This window comes from Kitasatospora azatica KCTC 9699, assembly GCF_000744785.1.
Lineage (GTDB): Bacteria > Actinomycetota > Actinomycetes > Streptomycetales > Streptomycetaceae > Kitasatospora > Kitasatospora azatica.
Genome location: NZ_JQMO01000002.1, coordinates 922230 through 942179, shown reverse-complemented (window position 1 = coordinate 942179; position 19950 = coordinate 922230). Strand labels below are relative to the sequence as shown.

At 71.9% G+C, this 19950-nt stretch carries 15 protein-coding genes and 1 riboswitch; of the genes, 11 read left to right on the top strand and 4 right to left on the bottom strand.

Going from position 1 to position 19950, the window contains the following annotated elements; genetic code table 11:
* Positions 1–30: 30 nt before the first annotated feature.
* A complete protein-coding gene (locus BR98_RS04450; protein ID WP_051969296.1) occupies positions 31–951 on the bottom strand; it encodes a glycosyl hydrolase family 18 protein in 921 nt (306 codons plus the stop codon).
* A gap of 141 nt (positions 952–1092) precedes the next feature.
* Positions 1093–2112 carry a LacI family DNA-binding transcriptional regulator gene (locus BR98_RS04445; protein ID WP_035840295.1) on the bottom strand — a complete coding sequence of 340 codons (1020 nt, stop codon included), beginning with the start codon at positions 2110–2112 and terminating at the stop codon, positions 1093–1095.
* Between the two features lie 112 nt (positions 2113–2224).
* Between BR98_RS04445 and BR98_RS04440 the strand changes: the two genes are divergently transcribed.
* The 9 genes from BR98_RS04440 (at position 2225) to BR98_RS04400 (ending at position 13390) form a co-directional block, all read left to right on the top strand.
* On the top strand, positions 2225–3556 hold the full coding sequence (locus BR98_RS04440) for an ABC transporter substrate-binding protein (protein WP_051969295.1): 1332 nt from the start codon (positions 2225–2227) through the stop codon (positions 3554–3556).
* A gap of 29 nt (positions 3557–3585) precedes the next feature.
* Complete coding sequence (locus tag BR98_RS04435; protein ID WP_035840293.1) at positions 3586–4461, top strand: carbohydrate ABC transporter permease; 876 nt, start codon at positions 3586–3588, stop codon at positions 4459–4461.
* Positions 4458–5327, top strand: coding sequence for a carbohydrate ABC transporter permease (locus BR98_RS04430; protein ID WP_035840282.1), 870 nt, complete (start codon positions 4458–4460; stop codon positions 5325–5327). Before BR98_RS04435 ends, BR98_RS04430 begins: the two co-directional genes overlap by 4 nt.
* 7 nt (positions 5328–5334) lie before the next feature.
* Positions 5335–6570, top strand: a complete 1236-nt coding sequence (locus BR98_RS04425) for a glycoside hydrolase 5 family protein (protein WP_035840280.1) — start codon at positions 5335–5337, stop codon at positions 6568–6570.
* Between the two features lie 66 nt (positions 6571–6636).
* The gene (locus BR98_RS04420) at positions 6637–9660 is read left to right on the top strand and encodes an alpha-mannosidase (RefSeq protein ID WP_035840278.1); all 3024 of its coding nucleotides are present in this window, start codon (positions 6637–6639) and stop codon (positions 9658–9660) included.
* Between the two features lie 333 nt (positions 9661–9993).
* On the top strand, positions 9994–11274 hold the full coding sequence (locus BR98_RS04415; RefSeq protein WP_083975968.1) for a PP2C family protein-serine/threonine phosphatase: 1281 nt from the start codon (positions 9994–9996) through the stop codon (positions 11272–11274).
* Positions 11271–11627, top strand: a complete 357-nt coding sequence (locus tag BR98_RS04410; RefSeq protein WP_035840276.1) for a PRC-barrel domain-containing protein — start codon at positions 11271–11273, stop codon at positions 11625–11627. The genes BR98_RS04415 and BR98_RS04410 overlap by 4 nt, the downstream gene beginning before the upstream one ends.
* A 127-nt stretch (positions 11628–11754) precedes the next feature.
* A complete protein-coding gene (locus BR98_RS04405) occupies positions 11755–12414 on the top strand; it encodes an NADPH-dependent F420 reductase (RefSeq protein WP_035840273.1) in 660 nt (219 codons plus the stop codon).
* A gap of 223 nt (positions 12415–12637) precedes the next feature.
* Entirely contained in the window at positions 12638–13390 is a 753-nt protein-coding gene (locus BR98_RS04400; protein ID WP_035840270.1) for a hypothetical protein, read from the top strand.
* A 61-nt stretch (positions 13391–13451) separates the two neighbouring features.
* Here the strand turns inward: BR98_RS04400 and BR98_RS04395 are convergent, their stop codons facing one another.
* Complete coding sequence (locus BR98_RS04395) at positions 13452–14600, bottom strand: CaiB/BaiF CoA transferase family protein (protein ID WP_051969294.1); 1149 nt, start codon at positions 14598–14600, stop codon at positions 13452–13454.
* A gap of 72 nt (positions 14601–14672) precedes the next feature.
* On the opposite strand from BR98_RS04395, the gene BR98_RS04390 reads away from it, so the two are divergent.
* Complete coding sequence (locus BR98_RS04390) at positions 14673–15662, top strand: aldo/keto reductase (RefSeq protein ID WP_035840267.1); 990 nt, start codon at positions 14673–14675, stop codon at positions 15660–15662.
* Positions 15663–15844: 182 nt separating this feature from the next.
* Positions 15845–16015, top strand: a riboswitch (cyclic di-AMP (ydaO/yuaA leader).
* Between the two features lie 3 nt (positions 16016–16018).
* Entirely contained in the window at positions 16019–17440 is a 1422-nt protein-coding gene (locus tag BR98_RS04385) for a glycoside hydrolase family 16 protein (protein WP_157537390.1), read from the top strand.
* Positions 17441–17508: 68 nt separating this feature from the next.
* On the opposite strand, the gene BR98_RS04380 is transcribed toward BR98_RS04385, so the two are convergent.
* On the bottom strand, positions 17509–19830 hold the full coding sequence (locus BR98_RS04380) for a beta-glucosidase (RefSeq protein ID WP_051969293.1): 2322 nt from the start codon (positions 19828–19830) through the stop codon (positions 17509–17511).
* Between the last annotated feature and the right edge of the window lie 120 nt (positions 19831–19950).

Below are 19950 nucleotides of genomic sequence, written 5' to 3'. Positions count from 1 at the left end.
GAGGCTCGTCGAGCTGGAGGCGGTGGCCGCTCAGCCCATCGCCTTCTTGGCCGCGGCGTACCAGCTCGCCGGACCGGTGCCGTTCACGGGGACGGCGTTGAAGTACTCCCAACCCGCGACCCCGCCGAAACCGGGGTACTTCGCGGCCAGCGACCTGAGCGTCGAGCCCAGCCGGTTCGGGCGGACGTAGCCGGAGCAGTTGGCGGAGTTGGTCACGGTGCCGGCGACCACCCGGGACGGGGCGAAGCCGTTGGCCACCACGTCGTCGTAGTCGTAGCCGGCCGAGAGTGATCCCCAGCCGCAGTAGAACTGGGCGTTGTACCAGGAGATCCGGCTGCCCAGATCGGCTTCCAGCTGGGCGTAGTCGAACCCGCCGGAGAAGGTGGAGCCGCCGGACAGGTCGCTCGCCACGGGTGCCAGGTTGATCACGAAGCCGCTGCCGAAGTCGGTGCGCAACTGGGTGATCAGGTGCTCGGTGTCGGCGAGCGAGAAGGTCTCCTCGATGTCGAGGTCGACGCCGTCGAAGTGGTAGGTGCGCAGGGTGTCGCGCAGCAGCGGGTAGAAGGTGTTGAAGTCGTTGGCCAGGTTGGCGAAGCTGCCCTGGGCGGCGCCGCCGACCATCGCCTCGGTTCTGATGCCGGAGGCCTGCAGGGCGGCCAGGTCGGCCCACATCCGGGTGAACTTGGCGGCGGACGGCGGGTCGTCGTTGAGGTGGACGGTGTGGTCGCTGTTGAGGTGGACGGCGGCCACGTCGATGTCGGTGGCGGTACCGCGCAGTGGCAGCGGGGAGACGTAACTCCCGTTGCTGTACTGGGTCTGGTAGTAGGCCACCACGTGGTGGGCGGGGGTGGCGGCGTGCGCCGGCCCGGCGGCGGTGGCCGTGGTGGTGCCGAGTGCCAGGGCGCCGACGGCGAGCAGGGCCGAACAGGTCGAGGTGAGGTGACGGGGCATCGGGTACCTCCGTGCTGGGGGAGCGCCCGAGGGTCGACGGGCGCCTCGCCTCCGGGACGCTAAAACGATTTAGCGGGCGCGTCAATGCTCTGGTCCTGGTGTGGACCAAAGGGGTGATGGTGGGAGCCGCAGCGGCCCTGCTCAGTGCCCCGGTGCGCCCGTGCTCTCCCGCACCGTCAGTCGCGGCGTGGCCGTCTTGCGGTCCTGGGCGGCGGCCGGGTCCGCGATCGCGGCGAGCAGCGCCCGGGCCACCTGCTCGCCGAGCGCGAAGGTGTCGCGGGAGAGCGCGGTGAGCGGCGGGTGGACGATCCGGGTCAGCACCGAGTCGTCGAAGGAGACCACCGAGAGCTGCTGCGGCACGGCCACGCCCATCTCGGTGGCCACCCCGAGCCCGGCCACCGCCATCACGTCGCTGTCGTAGATGATCGCGGTCGGCCGCTCCCGGCGGGAGAGCAGCGTACGGGTGGCGGCGGCCCCCTCGGCGTCGCTGAAGTCGGTGGGCACCGAGACCGCCTCGTCCAGCCCGAGCCGCTTGGCCGAGTCGCGCAGTGCGCGGATCCGCCGCTGGGTGTGCTGGAAGGCGGGCAGGCCGGCCAGGTGCGCGATCCGGCGGTGCCCGAGCGCCGCCAGGTAGTCGACGATCGAGAGCATCGCCTCCCGGTCGTCGGCCCAGACGCTGGGCAGCGTGCCGTGCCGGCCGGGCCCGCCGAGCACCACCGTCGGCACCGCGAGCTCCTCCAGCACCGGCACCCGAGGGTCGCGCACCTGCAGGTCTATCAGGACGAAGCCGTCCACCCGGTGTTCGGAGGCCCAGCGCCGGTAGACCTCGATCTCGGCGGCGGTGTCCTCCACCACCAGCAGCTGCAGCGCCGTGGACTGGACCGAGAGGCCGGCCTGCAGGCCGGAGAGCAGCTGGGCGAAGAAGGGCTCGACCCCGACGGTGCGGGCCGGGCGGGCCAGCACCAGGCCGACCGCCCCGGCGCGGGCTCCGCCGAGGGCGCGGGCGGCGCTGTGCGGGCGCCAGTTCATCTCCTCCGCGACCTGCAGGATCCGCCGACGGGTCTGCTCGCTGACACCCGGCCGGCCGTTGAGCGCGAACGAGACCGCGCCCTTGGAGACCCCGGCCTGCCGGGCGATGTCAGCGATCGTCGGTCTGCCCATGTGGTCCGGTTTCCTCTCTTGACACCCGATTCAGGGCAGGAGCATAGTCCACGGGCAGCACTGGACCGGTTTAGTAAATGGCCCCGCCCCAACCGCAGGATCGGGAGACTCCATGCGAAGAATCCGGACAGGTTCTCGTGCGACGGGCACGCTCACGAATGCCGCGCTCGCCGCCGTCACCACCCTCGTCGCTGTCACCGGCTGCGGCGTCGGCGGCAGCAACGGCGCCGCCGCCCAGCAGAGCGTGGCCACCGACGCCCCGCTCAAGGGCGAGATCACCTTCCAGACCTGGTCGTTGAAGAACGACAAGTTCACCCCCTACTTCACCGCGCTGATCAAGGACTTCGAGAGTCAGCACCCCGGCACCACCGTCAACTGGATCGACCAGCCGGGCGACGGCTACCCCGACAAGGTGACCAGCCAGGTGACCAGCGGATCACTGCCCGACGTGATCAACCTGCCGCCCGACATCGCCCACGCGGTCGCCAAGGTCGGCGGGCTGCTCGACCTGACGAAGAACGTCCCCACCCTGGCCCGGGACTACGTGGCCAGCGGCCTGCACGCCTACACCTACGCCGACCTCGGCGACACCGCCAAGGACTCCTACGGCTTCCCCTGGTACCTCGGCACCGACGTCAGCTTCTGGAACAAGGCCATGCTCCAGCGCGACGGCCTCGACCCCGCGAACCTCCCGAAGACCTTCGACGAGCTGCTCAGCCAGGCCAGGACCATGCACGACCGGTCCGGCGGCAAGGACTACCTGATGAGCCGTCCGCCGGGCCTGTCCGACATCGTCAACTCCGGTACCACGCTGATGAGTCCGGACGGAAAGAAGTTCGTCTTCAACACCCCCGCGGCGGCCGCCGTGCTGGACAAGTACACCGCCGCCTTCGCGGCCGGCTACCTGCCCTCCGACGTGCTCACCAGCACCTACGAGGGCAACTCCACGCTCTTCACCAAGCAGGTGGTGGCCTGGACCACCGGTGGCGGCAACTACATCCAGAGCACCCAGCAGTCCAACCCGACACTGGCCCCGCAGATCATCCCCTCGCCCGCGCTGGACACCGCCCCGCTCTACGTCCAGGGCATCTCGGTGGCCGCCAGGAGCAAGAACCTGCCGCTCGCCCTCGCCTTCGGCAGGTTCGTCACCGACAACGCCAACCAGGTGGCGTTCATCAAGCTGGCCCCGGGCTTCCTGCCCGGCAGCGCGGCCTCGGCCGGCGACCCGGCCTACAGCAGGAGCGACGGCACCCCGCAGGGCGACGCCTCGGTGATCGCCTACAAGGACATGCAGACCGCGGTGAACTTCACCCCGCCGGTCTGGACCGACGCCATGAACACCAACCTCAACCAGCAGATCGCGCTGGCCATGACCGGAAAGGAGTCGGCGAAGCAGGCGCTGGACAACGCCGTCGACCAGGCCAACCAGCTCCTCGGCCAGTAGCCGTCCGCCACCGACCCGGCGAGGAGCCGATGAGATCCCACCGCCCGTACACACCTTGGCTGCTGGTCGCCCCCGCGCTGCTCTGGCTGGCCGTCTTCAGCCTCTGGCCCGCGCTCAACACCGGCGTGCTCTCCTTCACCAACGTGCACACCCTCAGCGGCGGGCAGTTCATCGGCCTTCGCAACTACTCCCTGATGTGGCACGACCCGCACCTGCGCGACGCGATCCTCAACACCCTGGTCTTCATGGCGGTCTGCGTCCCGCTGCTGACCTTCCTGCCGCTGCTGCTCGCCCTGCTGGTCCAGCGCACGCTGCCGTTCATGGGCTTCTTCCGGACCGTCTTCTACTTCCCGGTGATCGCCTCCGCCGTGGTGGTGGCGCTGATCTGGCAGTGGCTGCTGGACGACCGCGGCCTGGTCAACGGCCTGGCCGAGCAGTTCGGCCTGATCCACGCGGCACTGCCCTTCCTGACCGACCGCTGGCTGCTGCTGTTCAGCGCGATCGCCCTGACGGTCTGGAAGGGCCTGGGCTACTACATGGTGCTCTACCTCTCCGCGCTCGGAAACGTCCGCCGCGAGCTGCACGAGGCCGCCGCGGTGGACGGCGCCGGCGCGGCGCGGCGGTTCTGGGCGGTCACCGTGCCGGGGGTGCGCGGGACCATGGCGCTGGTCGCGGTACTGATCGCGGTCAACGCGATGCGGGTCTTCTCCGAGCTGTACATCCTGGGCGGGCGCACCGGCGGCATCGGCGGGCAGGACGTCTCGCTGGTGATGCTGATCCAGCAGGCCGCCTCGGGCAGCGACGGGCGGCTCGGCTACGCCTCGGCGCTCAGCGTGCTGCTCTTCCTGCTCACCGTCGGGCCGCTGGTGCTGCTCGCCCGCTGGAACCGGAGGGTCGATCAGTGACCAAGTCCCGGCCGACGAGGCGGCGTTCCCCGGTCTTCGACGCCGTCACGCCGCTCGGCCTGACGGCCCGCTACCTGACCCTGCTCGCGGTGCTCGCCATCACCGTCGGCCCGATGCTCTGGGAGCTGGCCACCTCGCTGAAGAGCGTCATCGAGGACGTCTACCCCGTCACGCCCCGACTGCTGCCCGAGCACCCGACCTTCGCCAACTACGGTCAGGTCGCCCGGACCGTCCCGATCGCGCACTTCGCGCTCAACTCGGTGATCGTCGCGGTGCTCTGTGTGGGCGGCAACCTGGTTGGCGCCACCGCCGCCGGCTACGCGCTGGCCCGACTGCGGTTCCGCGGCCGCCGGCTGGTGCTCGGCCTCTTCCTGTCCACTCTGGTGCTGCCCGGCGAGGTCACGCTGATCTCCCAGTACCAGACGGTGACCAGGCTCGGCCTCGGCAACTCGCTGCTCGGGGTGGCGCTGCCCGCCATGATCGGCGCGCTGAACGTGCTGCTGATGCGCAACGCCTTCCTGGCGATCCCCGCCGACGTGGAGGAGGCCGCCGTGATCGACGGCGCCGACGTCTGGCAGCGGCTGCGCTGGATCGCGCTGCCCAGCGCCAAGGGCACGCTCAGCGTGATCGCGATCCTGACCTTCATCGGTGCCTGGGACGACTTCCTGTGGCCACTGCTGGTGCTGCAGAGCCCGGACAAGCTGACCCTCACCGTTGGACTCTCCTACCTGCACAGCGTCTTCTCGGCCGACCCGCGGATCATCGCCGCGGGTGCCATGATCGCGCTGCTGCCGATTCTGGCGCTCTTCGTCGCACTGCAGCGGTACTTCTTCCGCGGCGTCGGCGAGGGCGCGGTGAAGGGCTGATGCGCAAATGCCGCGGTTCGGTGTCAACTACACGCCCAGCAAAGGCTGGTTCCACCACTGGCTGGACTTCGAGCTGGACGAGGTGCGGGCCGATCTGGACTCGGTCGCGGCGCTCGGCCTGGACCACATCCGGGCCTTCCCGCTCTGGCCGCTGTTCCAGCCCAACCGCACGCTGATCCGCCCGCGCGCCGTCGAGCAGCTGGTCGCGCTGGTGGACGCGGCCGCCGAACGGGGGCTGGACGTCGCGGTCGACGGCCTGCAGGGCCACCTGTCCAGTTTCGACTTCCTGCCCGCGTGGACCAGCACCTGGCACCGGCGGAACCTGTTCACCGATCCCGAGGTGATCGAGGGGCAGCTGGTCTATCTGCGCACCCTGGCCGGGGCGTTGGCCGAGCGGCCCAACTTCCTCGGCATGACCGTCGGCAACGAGATCAACCAGTTCTCCGGCGATCCGCACCCCGACCCGGACCGGATCACCACGGAGCAGGCGGCCGCCTGGCTCGGCCGGGTGCTGGCCGCCTGCGAGCAGGGCGCTCCGGGCCGGCTGCACCTGCACGCGGAGTACGACGCGGCCTGGTACCAGGACGACCACCCGTTCACCCCCGCGCACGCGGCCCGGATCGGCGCCGCGACCGCCGTCCACTCCTGGGTCTTCAACGGCACCGCCCAGCGCTACGGCCCGCACTCCACGGCCACCGCCCAGCACGCCGCCTACCTGGTCGAACTCGCCAAGGCCTGGGCCGAGGACCCGCACCGCCCGGTGTGGCTGCAGGAGGTCGGGGCACCGGCCCCGCACATCCCGCCCGCACTGGCCGCCCGGTTCACCGAGGCCACGGTGGCCGCCGCGCTGGACTGCCCCGACCTGTGGGGTGTCACCTGGTGGTGCTCGCACGACGTGGACCGCTCGCTGGCCGACTTCCCCGAACTCGAGTACAGCCTCGGCCTGTTGACCAACGACCGGCAGGTCAAGCCGGCCGGACGCAGCCTGGCCCGACTGGTCGCCGAGGCCCGCGCCAACGGACGTCCGGCCCGGCCCAGGACCACCGCGCTGGTCCTCGACCTGCCCGAGCAGGTGACCAAGCGCTCGCTCTGCGCCCCCGGCGGAGCCTTCTTCGAGGCCTTCATGCGGCTGGCCGAATCGGGCGCGCGCCCGACCGTCGTGCTCGCCGCCCGCGCGTCGGACCAGCAGCACCTGGCCGCGCGCGGTATCACCGAAGTCGTGACGGTCGACCAGATCTCCTGACCATCCGTCAGCGCATCCGCTGTTGCAATACCCGGCCAGCACCCGACCCCTCTTGGAGCCCGAGCCATGCATGACGACCGCAGCCTGGTCGAGTCCCGCCTCAAGCGCGTACTGGAGGAGCGGATCCGGCCCGCCGTCCACCCCGAGTCGGTGCCGCTCCAGGTCTCCGTCTGGACGGCGCCCGACGAGCCGGTCCCGGTCGCCGAGGGCCTGGCTGCGCCGCGCACCCCGATCGCCGTCGGGCAGCGGTGGGGCGCGCCCTGGGGCACCAGCTGGTTCACCGTCGCCGGCACCGTGCCCAGCACCTGGGCCGGCCGCACCGTCGAGGCACTGCTCGACCTCGGCTTCGACGAGAACATGCCCGGCTTCCAGTGCGAGGGCCTGGTCTACCGGCCGGACGGATCGCCGGTGAAGGGCCTCAACCCGCGCAACCAGTGGGTGCGGATCGCGGCCCCCGCCGCCGGTGGCGAGCAGGTCCTGCTGCACGTCGAGGCCGCGTCCAACCCGGTGATCCTGGACTACCACCCTTTCCTGCCGACCGCGTTGGGCGACAAGGCGACCGCCGGGAGCCGACCGCAGTACCGGTTGGCCCGGATGGACCTGGCGGTCTTCGACGAGACGGTCTGGCAGCTGGTCCAGGACCTCGAGGTGCTGGGCGAGTTGATGGCCGAACTGCCGGTGGACGGCGCCCGGCGCTGGGAGATCCTGCGGGCGGTCGAGCGGGCCCTGGACGCGATCGACCTGCAGGACGTCAACGCCACGGCCGCCGGGGCCCGTTCGCGGCTCACCGAGGTGCTCGCCGCGCCCGCCGTGCCGTCCGCGCACCGGATCAGCGCGGTCGGGCACGCGCACATCGACTCCGCCTGGCTGTGGCCGCTGCGCGAAACGGTCCGCAAGGTGGCCCGCACCACCGCCAACATGACCGCCCTGCTGGAGGACGAGGCGGAGTTCGTCTACACCATGTCCCAGGCCCAGCAGTACGCCTGGATCAAGGAGCACCGCCCCGAGGTCTACGCCAAGGTCAAGCAGGCGGTGGCCGAGGGCCGGTTCGTGCCGGCCGGCGGGATGTGGGTGGAGTCGGACACCAACATGCCGGGCTCGGAGGCGATGGCCCGCCAGTTCGTGCACGGCAAACGGTTCTTCCTGGAGGAGTTCGGCATCGAGAACGAGGAAGCCTGGCTGCCGGACACCTTCGGCTTCGCCGCCGGGCTGCCCCAGATCATCAAGGCGGCCGGCGCCAAGTGGCTGCTCACCCAGAAGATCTCCTGGAGCCAGGTCAACACCTTCCCGCACCACACCTTCTGGTGGGAGGGCATCGACGGCACCCGGATCTTCACCCACTTCCCGCCGATCGACACCTACAACTGCTCCATGAATGGCAAGGAGATCGCCCACGCCGCCCGCAACTTCAAGGACAAGGGCCGGGCTCGCCACTCGCTCGCCCCGACCGGCTGGGGCGACGGCGGCGGGGGCACGACGCGCGAGATGGTGGCGAAGGCGGCCCGGCTGCGCAACCTCGAAGGCTCGGCCACGGTGCGCTGGGAGACGCCGGCCGAGTTCTTCGCCAAGGCGCAGGCCGAGTACCCGAACCCGCCGGTCTGGGCCGGCGAGCTCTACCTCGAACTGCACCGCGCCACCCTGACCAGTCAGGCGAAGACCAAGCAGGGCAACCGGGCCAGCGAGAACCTGCTGCGCGAAGCCGAACTCTGGTCCGCCACCGCGGCCGTTCAGGCAGGCGTGCCGTACCCCTACCAGGAGTTGGACCGGATCTGGAAGACCGTGCTGCTGCACCAGTTCCACGACATCCTGCCCGGCTCCTCGATCGCCTGGGTGCACCGCGAGGCCGAGCACAGCTATGCCGCCGTCGCCGAGGAGCTGACCGGGATCATCGCAACTGCCCAGCACGCACTGGCTGGTGAGGGAACCTCGGAGATCGTCTTCAACGCCGCCCCGCACCGGCGCGCGGGCATCCCGGCCGGCGGCGCCCGCCCGGCCCCGCCGGCCGCCGGCGGCTGCACCGTCCAACCCCGGCCCGGCGGCGGCTTCCTGCTCGCCAACGACCTGCTGCGGGTCGAGGTGGACGAGCGCGGACTGGTGGTCTCGGTCCACGACCTGGCCGCCGAACGCGAGACCGTCGCCCCCGGCGCGGCGGCCAACCTACTGCAACTCCACCCGGACTTCCCGAACATGTGGGACGCCTGGGACGTCGACCAGTTCTACCGCAACACCGTCACCGACCTGACCGCCGTCGACGCGATCACCGTCACCGCCGCCGGCCCGGAGTCCGCAGCCGTCCAAGTCACCCGCTCCTTCGGCGAGTCGAGGGTGACCCAGACCCTCACCCTGACCGCCGGGGCCAAGCGCCTGGACCTCGACACCGAGGTGGACTGGCACGAGACCGAGAAGTTCCTCAAGGCCGCCTTCCCGCTCGACCTGCACACCGACCGCTACGCCGCCGAAACGCAGTTCGGCCACCTGCACCGGCCGACCCACACCAACACCAGTTGGGAGGCGGCCAAGTTCGAGGCCTGCAACCACCGCTTCGTCCACCTCGCCGAGCCCGGCTGGGGCGTCGCCCTGGTCACCTCCTCCACCTACGGCCACGACCTCACCCGCACCGTCCGCCCCGCCGACCAGGGCACCACCACCACGGTCCGGGTCTCGCTGCTGCGCGCACCGCGCTTCCCCGACCCGCACACCGACCAGGGCACCCACCGCTTCCGGCACGCCCTGGTCCCCGGCGCCGACATCGCCGCCGCCGTCTCGGAGGGCCACTACATCAACCTGCCCGAACGCCGGGTGGCGGGCAGCGCCGAGGTCGTCCCACTGGTCGCTCTGGACCATCAGGCCGTGGTGGTCAGCGCCGTCAAACTCGCCGACGACCAGAGCGGCGACGTCATCGTGCGCCTGTACGAGGCCCACGGTGGCCGCGCCACGGCCCGGCTGCGCACCTCCTTCCCGTTGGCCGGCGCGCTCGCCTGCGACCTGCTGGAGCGGCCGCTCGACCAGCACCCCGCGATGGCCGAGGACACCGTCGAACTGCGGCTGCGGCCCTTCCAGTTGGTCACGCTCCGGCTGGCCCGCGGGTGACCCTGTTCGCCGCTCTCGACATCGGGGACACGGAGACCGCCCGCACGCCGAGAGCACGCACCGGACGCCGGGCCTGGACGGGCAGATGTTGCCTGACGTGGCACTGGTCGCTGTGTGGCTCGCTGTTATGGGCGGGGGAGTGCGCCCAGGTCCCGGCCGTCCGCCGCGCCGCGCTCGGTCCCGAGGCGGGCCTGATCGGGGCGGCGGCCCTCACGGCGGGAGACGAGCGCACGCACCGGGCGGGGGTGAGCACGGCGCCGCGGTGCGCCCTTCGTACGCCCACCAGGCTCGCCCGAGGTGCGCCCGGGCCGCACCTGGGATGGGCTGGACCGTATGGCCGACGAGACGACGCTCCCGCTGCCCCCGCTGCCCCCGCTGTCCCCGCTGCCTTCGCTGAACGGCCTGCCGGCGACGCCGGTGCCGAACCTCGGCGAACAGTTGCTGGACGACTTCCTGACCACCGGCTGCGCCCTCGACCCGGCCAAGGTCCCGCTGATGGCGCAGCAGTACACCCAGGCGCTCGGGATCGGGGCCGGCACCGTCTACCTGGCCGACCTCCCGCAGGGCCGGCTGCGCCCGATCACCGGCGACGCCGAGCTGCCGATCGACGGCACCCTGGCCGGCTCGGCCCTGCTGACCGGCGCGGTGCAGACCACCGAGGCGGACGCCCAGGGCACGGTGTTCGCCTGGTTCCCGCTGCTGCACGGCGAGGAACGGCTCGGCGTGTTCGGGGTGCGCACCGCCGCCCTGGACCGCACCGGGCTGCGCCGCTGCCAGCTGGTCGCCGCGCTGCTCGCCATGGTGCTCGCCGCCGGGCGCGACACCCTGGCGCTGCCCGCCGAGCTGCTGCGCGCCCTGCTGCCCCCCGGCACCGTCTACAACTCCCAGGTGCTGTCCACCGCCGTCCTGGAGCCGGCCCAGGAGCTCGGCGGCGATGCCTTCGAGCACTCGGTGGCCGCCGAGGTGCTGCACGCGGCCGTCCTCGACGCGATGGGGCACGACCTGACCGCCGGCCTGACCGCCGCCGTCGCCCTGGCGGCCTGCCGCAACGCCCGGCGCAACGGCGCCGAGCTGCCCGAGCTGGTCCGCACCACCGACCTGGCGCTGACCCGCTGGTTCCCGGACCGGTTCGCGACCGGCGTCTTCCTCCGGCTGGACCTGCCGAGCGGCCTGCTGCACTGGTCGAACTGCGGGCACCCGCCGCCGCTGCTGATCCGGCGGCAGCAGCTGGTCGCCGACGCACTGAGTCGCCCCGCCGAGCCGCCACTCGGGGTGACCGGGCTGACCGAGCTGACCCGGGCGGTGCACGCGATCTCGCTCGACCCCGGGGACCGGCTGCTGATCCACACCGACGGGGTGGTCGAGGCGGCGGGCGCCGGGCGGTCGCGGTTCGGCGAGGACCGCCTGGCCGAGTCGGTGATCCGGGCGACGGCCGACGGCGCCGCGCCCGCCCAGGCCCTGCGGGCCCTGGTCGGTGAGCTGCTGACGCACCGGGGCGGCCCACTGGCCGACGACGCGACGATCATGCTGGTCGAGTGGCAGCCGGCCGCCTTCCGCACCGCCGCCACCACCGCCTTCGGCGGTGCTCGTCGATTCGAACGGAGCACACGATGATCGGGATCAGGGACATCCGCGAATGGCGGATGCAGACCGTGGTGGACTCGGCGGGACGCAAGATCGGCACCCTGGAGGCGATCTACGTCGACACCGCCACCGACCAGCCGAGCATGGCCACCGTGCAGATCGGCCTGCCGGGCCGCCGGCGGCTGGTCTTCGTGCCGCTGGACGGCGCGACGGTGGGCCCCGGGTACGTCAAGGTGGCGTACCGGAAGTCGCAGGTGAAGAGCGGCCCCGCGATCGGCACCGACGACATCCTGCCGGCCGAGAACGAGGCGGCCATCTTCCAGCACTACGACCTGCCCTACACACCCGGTGCCGGAGGCGAACGCCGGCTGGCCAGGCCGTGAGCGGTCACCCGCTTGCCGCACCACCCGAACGGCGGATCCAGGTCGATCGTGGAAATACCTACCGCGATGCTGCTGTTGCGTGCCTGATGAAGCTACTGATCGTCAGCACCTCGGAGGGAACAGCACCATGAAGATCGGCATCATCGGCGCGGGCAACATCGGTGGCAACCTGACCCGGCGCCTCACCGCGCTCGGCCACCAGGTGTCGGTGGCCAACTCGCGCGGCCCGCAGACCCTCACCGCGCTCGCCGAGGAGACCGGCGCCACGCCCGTCACGGTGGCCGAGGCGGCCAACGGCGCGGAGATCGTGGTCGTCACCGTCCCGCTGAAGAACGTCCCCGACCTGCCGTCCGGCCTGTTCGACGGCGCCGCCGAGGGCCTCGCCGTGATCGACACCGGCAACTACTACCCCAAGGAGCGCGACGGCCGGATCGCCGCGATCGAGGAGGGGCTGACCGAGAGCGCCTGGACCGAGCAGCAGATCGGCCACCAGGTGGTGAAGGCCTTCAACGGCACCTACGCCCAGGACATCCTCGACCGCCCGCTCCCGGCCGGCGACCCCGACCGGATGGCCCTCCCGGTCTCCGGCGACGACGCGGCGGCCAAGCAGAAGGTCCGCGCCCTGATCGAGGAGCTCGGCTTCGACACCGTGGACGCCGGATCCATCGCCAACTCCTGGCGCCAGGAGCCCGGCACCCCGGTCTACGGCCTGCGGGCCGGCGTCGAGGCCGTCACCAAGGCCCTCGCCGAGGCCGGCCCGGAGCACGGAGCGGCCCACCGCGACTGAGTCACCGACCCGCCGGGCTGCCGGGCCGCCGGACCGGGCCGGGTCCACGCTCCGTGGACCCGGTCCGTACAAACCCTGGTCCGTGCGGATCCCGGTCCGTGCGGATCCCGGCCCGTGCGGATCCCGGTCCATGCGAACCCCTGTTCGTGGTGGCCCCGCGCGGGGATACTGGCCGCTCACGCACCCGGCCCACCGGCGCCGGGGCCCTGACGAGGGCGGCAGCATGAGCGGTAGCACCGGCAGACCGAGACCGAACCAGGGACGACCTAAGCAGCGACACCGGCAGGCCCCGCCCGCCCAGCGCTACTGGTTCGCGCTGCTCACCTGCGGCGTTCTGCTCGCGCTCGCGCTGCCGCTGTACCGGACCACCGGCCGTTCCTGCTCGCCTCCGGTGACCAGCATCGACGGCATGTCCTCCTGCTCGGTGGAGATCGGCTCGCCCCAGGGGGTCCTCGGCGCCTACGACCTCGCCCACCCGGCCTGGCTCCGCCTGTACTGGCTGCTCGCCCTGGCCGTGGGGACCGGTGCGCTGCTCTGGTGGTACCGCCGAGCCGCCGCCACGGTACGGATCCTCGCGCCGCTGGCCGTGGCCCTCGGCCTCGCGGCCATCACCGTGCTGCTCACCCGGTCGCACTGGAGCGGCTTCCACTCGCCGACGGCCTGGGCCGAGTCCGCCTACCTGCTGGTCTTCAACGGCGCCACCCCGCTGATCGTCATCGCGGCGACCCTGCTCGCCCTGGCCGTGGCCGAACGCAGCCTGCCGCTGGGCGTCTTCGCCCTCGCCAACGCCGCGCTCGGCTACCTCTTCGCCACCTACGACTCGCTGCACCTGCTGCACCAACTCGGCCTGCCGATCAGCGAGATCAACGACCCGGCCGGCATCCGCCAGCTGCTCAACCTGGCCATCCCCGCCGTGTTCCTGCTGCTGGCCGCCCGCCTGGCCCACCTGGCCGGCCGCCGCGCGCCCCGCAGCTGAGCCCGAGGGGCTGAGTCCGAGGGGCTGAGTCCGAGGGGGCTCGGACACCCCGGAGAAGGCCCTACCCGCCGAACTCCGCCCGCACCGCCGCCGTGTGCTCGCCCAGGGCGGGGACGGCGCCCATCCGGGCCTCGCGGCCGTGCACCGTCACCGGGGGGAGCAGGCCGTCGAGTGGGCCGGCGGGGGAGTCGAAGGTGCGCCAGCGGTCGCGGGCCGCCAGCTGCGGGTGCTCGGCGAACTCGCCGACGCTGCGCAGCCGGGCGTTGGCGATCCCGGCGGCGTCCAGCAGGGCGATCAGTTCGTCGCCGGTGGCGGAGGCGAAGTGCTGTTCCAGGATCACCGTCAGCTCGGCGTCGTTGCGGTGGCGCAGCGGGTTGTCGGCGAATCGCGGGTCCCGGGTCAACTCCGGCCGCTGGAGCACCTTCTCGCAGAGCGCGACCCAGTCCCGGTCGCTCTGTACGCAGAGGAACACCTCGGCCCCGTCGTCGGCCCGGTAGTGGCCGTAGGGCGCGATCGAGGGGTGCCGGGCGCCGCTGCGGCTGAGCGGCGCCGCGGCGTAGCGGTCGTGGTACAGCGGCTGGCCCAGCCACTCGCCGAGCGCGTCCAGCATCGCCACGTCGAAGGCGTTGCCCAGGCCGGTCCGTTCCCGTTCGTACAGGGCGGTCAGTACGCCGGTGTACGCGTACATCGCGGCGGCCACGTCCGCGATCGACACGCCGGCCCGGGCGGGGGTCTGCGGGGTTCCGGTGAGCGAGACGAGCCCGGTCTCGCACTGCACCAGCAGGTCGAAGGCCTTCTTGTCGCGGTACGGCCCGGCCTCGCCGTACCCGGAGATGCCGCAGACGATCAGCCGCGGGTACCGCTCCCGCAGGGCGTCCGCCCCGAGCCCGAGCCGCTCCGCCGCGCCCGGCGCCAGGTTCTGCACGAAGACGTCGGCGGTCGCCAGGATCCGCTCGAAGAGCGCCCGGTCGCCTTCCTCCTTGAGGTCGAGGACCACGCTCTCCTTCCCCCGGTTGCACCAGACGAAGTACGCCGACTGGCCCTTCACGGCCCGGTCGTACTCCCGCGCGAAGTCACCTCCGGGACGTTCGATCTTGATCACCCGTGCCCCGAGGTCCGCCAACTGCCGGGTGGCGAACGGTGCGGCGACCGCCTGCTCGAGCGAGACGACGGTGACGCCGTCGAGCGGCAGCGGGGTGGTCGAGTTCACGCGTGGCTCCGATCAGGTGCGGGTGCAGCTGTAAGCGTGCAGTGCGGCGGGCCGATATGAAAAGGTCGGGGCATGGAACAGCGCGTACTGGGTCGGACCGGTCAACCGGTCTCCGTCGTCGGCTTGGGCACCTGGCAGCTCGGTGCGGACTGGGGCGAGGTCCGGGAGGAGGACGCCTTCGCCGTGCTGGACGCGGCGGTCGAGGCGGGCGTCAGCTTCCTGGACACGGCCGACGTCTACGGCGACGGCCGCAGCGAGCAGCTGATCGGCCGGTTCCTGCGGGAACGAGCCGACCAACTGCCCGGCCTGACCGTGGCGACCAAGTTCGGCCGCCGGGTGGAGCAGCTCCCGGAGCACTACAGCCTGGCGAACTTCCGCGCCTGGGCCGACCGCTCCCGCAGCAACCTGGGCACGGAGCGGCTCGACCTGGTGCAGCTGCACTGCCCGCCGACCGCGGTCTTCGCGGACGACGAGGTCTTCGACGGCCTCGACACCCTGGTCTCGGAGGGCCGGATCGCCGCCTACGGGGTCAGCGTGGAGACCTGCGCGCAGGCGCTGACGGCGATCGCCCGGCCGGGCGTGGCCAGCGTGCAGATCATCCTCAATCCGTTCCGGCTGAAGCCGCTGGACGAGGTGCTGCCGGCGGCCCGGGCCGCGGGCGTCGGGGTGATCGCCAGGGTGCCGCTCGCCTCCGGCCTGCTCTCCGGCCGCTACACCAAGGACACCGTCTTCCCGCAGAGCGATCATCGGACCTACAACCGGGACGGCTCCGCCTTCGACCAGGGCGAGACCTTCTCCGGCGTGGACTTCGCCACGGGAGTGGACGCGGCGGTCGAGTTCGGCGAGCTGGCGCCGGCCGGCGCGACACCCGCCCAGACGGCGCTGCGCTGGATCATCCAGCAGCCCGGGGTGAGCACCGTGATCCCCGGTGCCCGCTCGCCCGAGCAGGCCCGCGCCAACGCGGCCGCCGCCGGGCTGCCGCCGCTGCCGGACACGACCCTGGCTGCCGTCCGCGAGCTGTACGACCGCCGGCTGCGCGACCAGGTGCACACGCGCTGGTGACGCGACCAGGTGCACACGCGCTGGTGAGGCACCTGTGATCAGTTGTGCAGTGGAAGTGTGAGCTGGGCAACAGGATCGGGCCACAGCTTGTCAGGTCCACTCGGGTTGCCTAGCCTCAACGAGCCGTCCGCCGGGTGCGGGCGGCCGCTGCCGGGACGCCGAGTCCCGTCCACCCGTCGGCGGTCGATCGAGCACTGTCACGGACGGGAGCGGGGGAACCAGGTAAGCGCCTTGACTCCCGCATGCGCACCGTGCGGCAGCCAGGGCTTGGGGTGAAGCCGCTCCCACAGGCGGCCGGGCGTACCTCCGCCCGAACCCGACAGCTCACCTCGCAGGCGTCGCAGAGGGACTCCTCCATGCGCATTTCTGCCACAACTGTCCGGATGGGCGCAGCGGTCGCGGTCACCGCCGCCACGCTCGCCGTCACCGTCTTCGGCAACGCCGAGGCCGCCAGCACGCGGGTGGTGCAGGACCGCCTCTCGCCGACCGCGATGGCCGCCGACGTCGCCGCTGCCGCCTCACTGACCGTTCACTCGGGGAGCTGCTTCACCGCCAAGAGCCTCGGCGTGGGCGTCCGGGACGCCGCGGGCAACAACCTCGACTTCCCGGGCCCGGCTACCAACGCCCGGATCTGCCCGAGCGGGCTCACCATCACCACCGGCACCCGCACGCTGCCGGCGGGCACGTACACGGAGTTCGGCTACTGGCAGGATTCCAGGGGCGGCTGGCACAACCTCCCGTCCAAGACGCTGACGGTCAGCAGAGCGGCCAGCCCGTCGCCGACTCCCACGCCGACCCCCACTCCTACGTCGACGTCGACCCCGACGCCGACCCCCACCCCTACGTCGACCCCGACCCCGACCCCGACGTCGACGCCGATCCCGAGCGCCACGCCCACCGCGTCGCCGTCGCCGACCCCGAGCGCCACCCAGACGCCCACCGCCTCGCCGACCCCGACCGCGTCGCCCACGCCCACCAACAGCCCGTTCGCCACGCCCACGCCCACCCCGTCGCCCACCGCCACGCCGACCGGCGCCGGCACCGCCCCGACCTGGTCGGACGACTTCAGCGGCGAGAGCGTCCCGCTCGGCAGCTGGACCGGCTGCGACTCCGACGGCACCCCCCAGGGGCATCACTGCAGCGGGGTCCCGGCCAACGTGGACTCGAAGTGGTGGGCCTACCCGGACGGCTGGCAGGACACCACCAAGAACGGCACCTACAGCCCCGCCAAGACGATGTCCATCGCCAACGGCCAGCTGAACCTGCACCTCAACCGCGACAGCGCGGGCACCTGGGTGGCGGCGCCGATCCCCAAGCTCCCCGGCGCGGTCGGCCAGGACGGCGGCGTGCTGTACGGCAAGTTCGAGGTGACCTGGAAGGCGACCTCGGCGGCCGGCTTCAAGACCGCCTGGCTGCTCTGGCCGGACGGCGACATCTGGCCGCAGAACGGCGAGATCGACTTCCCCGAGGGCTCCCTCGACAGCACGATCGGCGCCTACATGCACCGCCAGGGCGGCACCTCCGGCTCCGACCAGGACGCCTACGAGACCAACGTCGCCGAGGCGGGTGCCTGGCACACCACCACCATCGACTGGCAGAAGGACAGCCTGACCTTCTACCTGGACGGCAAGGTCATCGGCCACTCCACGTCCAACGTCCCGGCGCACCCGATGCACTGGGTGCTGCAGTCCGAGACGAGCACCAGCGGCACCGTGCCGGCCGTCGGCTCCTCGGCGGACATCGCCATCTCCTCCGTGAAGTACTGGCAGGCCGGCTGACGGACGTGCCCGCCCGGAGCGCCCTCAGTCGGGCGCTCCGGGCGGACGTGTAGGAAACTGACTGACCGTCAGGAGACGTTGAGAGCAGTTCCGTTGCTGCTGTCACCGGTGAGCAGCGTGTACTGCCCAGGGGAGACGGACGGACGACCGTCACCGTCCACGTCCCCCTGGGTGTGCGCCAGCAGGGAGAGCGGGACCTTGACGCTGACGCTGGTCCGCGCGCCCGCCTCCAGGTGCACCCGGGTGAAGCCGACCAGCCACTTCGGCGGCGTGAGCACCTGGCTGACACCTTGCGAGACGTACACCGGCACCACCGCATCGCCCGCCGTGCCACCGGTGTTGGCCACCGGGACGGTCACCTGCAGCGAGCCGCCGCGCTCGGCGGTGGTGCGGTCCACGGTGCTGCGGTCCACGGTGGCCGCGCCGATCTGCCAGTCGGTGTAGGACAGGCCCGCGCCGAAGGCGAACAGCGGGCTGTAGCCGGAGTCGGTGCCGCCGTTGGTGCCCGGGAGCTGGGTGTAGAACTCCGGCTCGTTGCCGATCGCCTTGGGCCAGGAGACCGGGAGCCGGCCGCTGGGGTTGGCCTTCCCGTACAGCAGGTCGGCGACGGCGTTGCCGCCCTCGGTGCCGGGCAGCCAGGCCATCAGCAGGCCGGCGGTCTGGGCGGCGCTGCCGAGCACCAGTGGACGGTCGGCGATCACCACCACGACCACCGGCTTTCCGGTGGCCTGCAGTGCGGCCACCTCTGCCTGCTGGTCCGCGGCGAGCGAGGGGTTGGGCTGGTCGTTGAGCCCTTCCGCGCCCGGCGTGTTGCCGACCACGACCACGGCCGCGTCCGCCGAGCGGAGGTCGGCGGCCGCCGCCGCACCGTCGGCCTGGTAGTCGACGGTGGTCCCGGCCGGGGCGCCGCCGCGCAGCCCGGCGAGCACCGTGGTGCCCGGTACCGAGACGCCGTTCGGCACGCCCTGCCAGCCGATGCTCCAGCCGCCCAACTGGTTGTTGATGCTGTCCGCGTTCGGGCCGGTGACGACGATCTTGTGCACGCCGGAGCCGAAGGGCAGCACGTTCTTCTCGTTGCGCAGCAGCACCGAGGACTCGGTGGCCGCCTGCCTGGCCAGGCCGAGGTCCGCGCCGTTGACCACCGAGTCGGCCTTGCCGGCGTCGACGTAGGGGTGCTCGAAGAGGCCGAGCCGGAACTTCATGGTCAGGATCCGGGAGACCGCCTGGTCGATCCGCTCCGGCTTGATCAGGCCGCGCTGGACGGCGGCGAGCGCCGAGGTGGTGAAGTCGGCGGCGCTGGTCGGCTCCATCGCCATGTCCACCCCCGCGTTGACCGCCTTGGCGATCGCCTCGGGGTAGTCGGCGGCGATGTGGTAGGCCGTCTGCAGGCTGCGGACGTCGCTCCAGTCGCTGACCACCACGCCGTCGAAGTGGTACTGGTCCCGCAGCACGCTGGTGAGCAGGTAGTGCGAGGCGGTGACGGGGACGCCGTTGACCGCCCCGGAGTCCGCCATCACGCTGAGCGCGCCGGCCTGCACGGCCTGGCGGTAGGCGGGCAGGACGGTGTCCTGCAGATAGCGGGCGGAGTAGTCGGCGGGCACTCGGTCATGGCCGTTCAGCGGCTGCGAGTAGCCGGCGAAGTGCTTGACGGAGGCGGCGAGTTTGGTGCCGCTGGAGCCGTCCTGCAGGGCGTCCACCGCGCTGGCGGCCATGGTGCCGGTGAGCACCGGGTCCTCGGAGAAGGCCTCGTAGTAGCGGCCCCAGCGCTGGTCCCGGGCGATCTCGGCGACCGGTCCGAACACCCAGTTGATGCCGGTGGCGGCCACCGCACGCTGGGTGGAGTGCTCGACGCCGGCCTCCAGCGCCGGGTCCCAGGTGGCGCCCATGCCGATCTGCTGCGGGAACATGGTGGCACCGAGCACGTTGTTGTGGCCGTGCACGGCGTCGATGCCGTACAGGACCGGGATGTGCAGGCGTGAGTTGGCGATCGCGTACTGCTGCACCTGGTTGGTCAACTCCGCCCAGTCCTTGGGGGAGTTGACGGTGGGCGGCATCCCGCCGCCGGAGAGGATGGAGCCGGCCGCGTTGTCGACCAGCACGTCGTGCAGGCAGGACTCGTTGAGCGCGCCGCCGCTCCAGTTGCACGTGCCCTGGACGGTGACCAGGGCCAACTGGTCCATCTGGCCGAGCTTCTCCTTGAGCGTCATCCGGCGCAGCAGGTCGGCGACCCGGTCCTTGGTGGCGGCCTTGGCGTTCAGATAGGTCGGCACGCTGGTGGCGGCGGGTGCGGGGGCCGCCGTCAGGCCGGTGAGAGCGGTGCACAGCAGGGTCAGGCCGGTCAGGCCGGTGAGCGGGCGGCGGATGCGGTGCACGGGTGGGGTGAGTCGCATGGGACAGGTCCGTTCGGAGTCGACGGGCTACCTGGGCATTACCTGGGCTTGGCGACAAGAACTGGGAGAGGAGTTAACACTGCAGGGGTCTGGGAATCAATGAGTTGAACGAAGAAAGCG

What these genes read in the sequence shown, in the direction of transcription:
- BR98_RS04435 (WP_035840293.1), top strand. Translation starts at nt 3,586, where the DNA reads ATGAGATCCCACCGCCCGTACACACCTTGGCTGCTGGTCGCCCCCGCG.
- BR98_RS04400 (WP_035840270.1), top strand. Translation starts at nt 12,638, where the DNA reads ATGAGCGGTAGCACCGGCAGACCGAGACCGAACCAGGGACGACCTAAG.
- BR98_RS04425 (WP_035840280.1), top strand. Translation starts at nt 5,335, where the DNA reads ATGCCGCGGTTCGGTGTCAACTACACGCCCAGCAAAGGCTGGTTCCAC.
- BR98_RS04390 (WP_035840267.1), top strand. Translation starts at nt 14,673, where the DNA reads ATGGAACAGCGCGTACTGGGTCGGACCGGTCAACCGGTCTCCGTCGTC.
- BR98_RS04420 (WP_035840278.1), top strand. Translation starts at nt 6,637, where the DNA reads ATGCATGACGACCGCAGCCTGGTCGAGTCCCGCCTCAAGCGCGTACTG.
- BR98_RS04410 (WP_035840276.1), top strand. Translation starts at nt 11,271, where the DNA reads ATGATCGGGATCAGGGACATCCGCGAATGGCGGATGCAGACCGTGGTG.
- BR98_RS04445 (WP_035840295.1), bottom strand. Translation starts at nt 2,112, where the DNA reads ATGGGCAGACCGACGATCGCTGACATCGCCCGGCAGGCCGGGGTCTCC.
- BR98_RS04440 (WP_051969295.1), top strand. Translation starts at nt 2,225, where the DNA reads ATGCGAAGAATCCGGACAGGTTCTCGTGCGACGGGCACGCTCACGAAT.
- BR98_RS04380 (WP_051969293.1), bottom strand. Translation starts at nt 19,830, where the DNA reads ATGCGACTCACCCCACCCGTGCACCGCATCCGCCGCCCGCTCACCGGC.
- BR98_RS04415 (WP_083975968.1), top strand. Translation starts at nt 9,994, where the DNA reads ATGGCCGACGAGACGACGCTCCCGCTGCCCCCGCTGCCCCCGCTGTCC.
- BR98_RS04450 (WP_051969296.1), bottom strand. Translation starts at nt 951, where the DNA reads ATGCCCCGTCACCTCACCTCGACCTGTTCGGCCCTGCTCGCCGTCGGC.
- BR98_RS04385 (WP_157537390.1), top strand. Translation starts at nt 16,019, where the DNA reads ATGCGCATTTCTGCCACAACTGTCCGGATGGGCGCAGCGGTCGCGGTC.
- BR98_RS04405 (WP_035840273.1), top strand. Translation starts at nt 11,755, where the DNA reads ATGAAGATCGGCATCATCGGCGCGGGCAACATCGGTGGCAACCTGACC.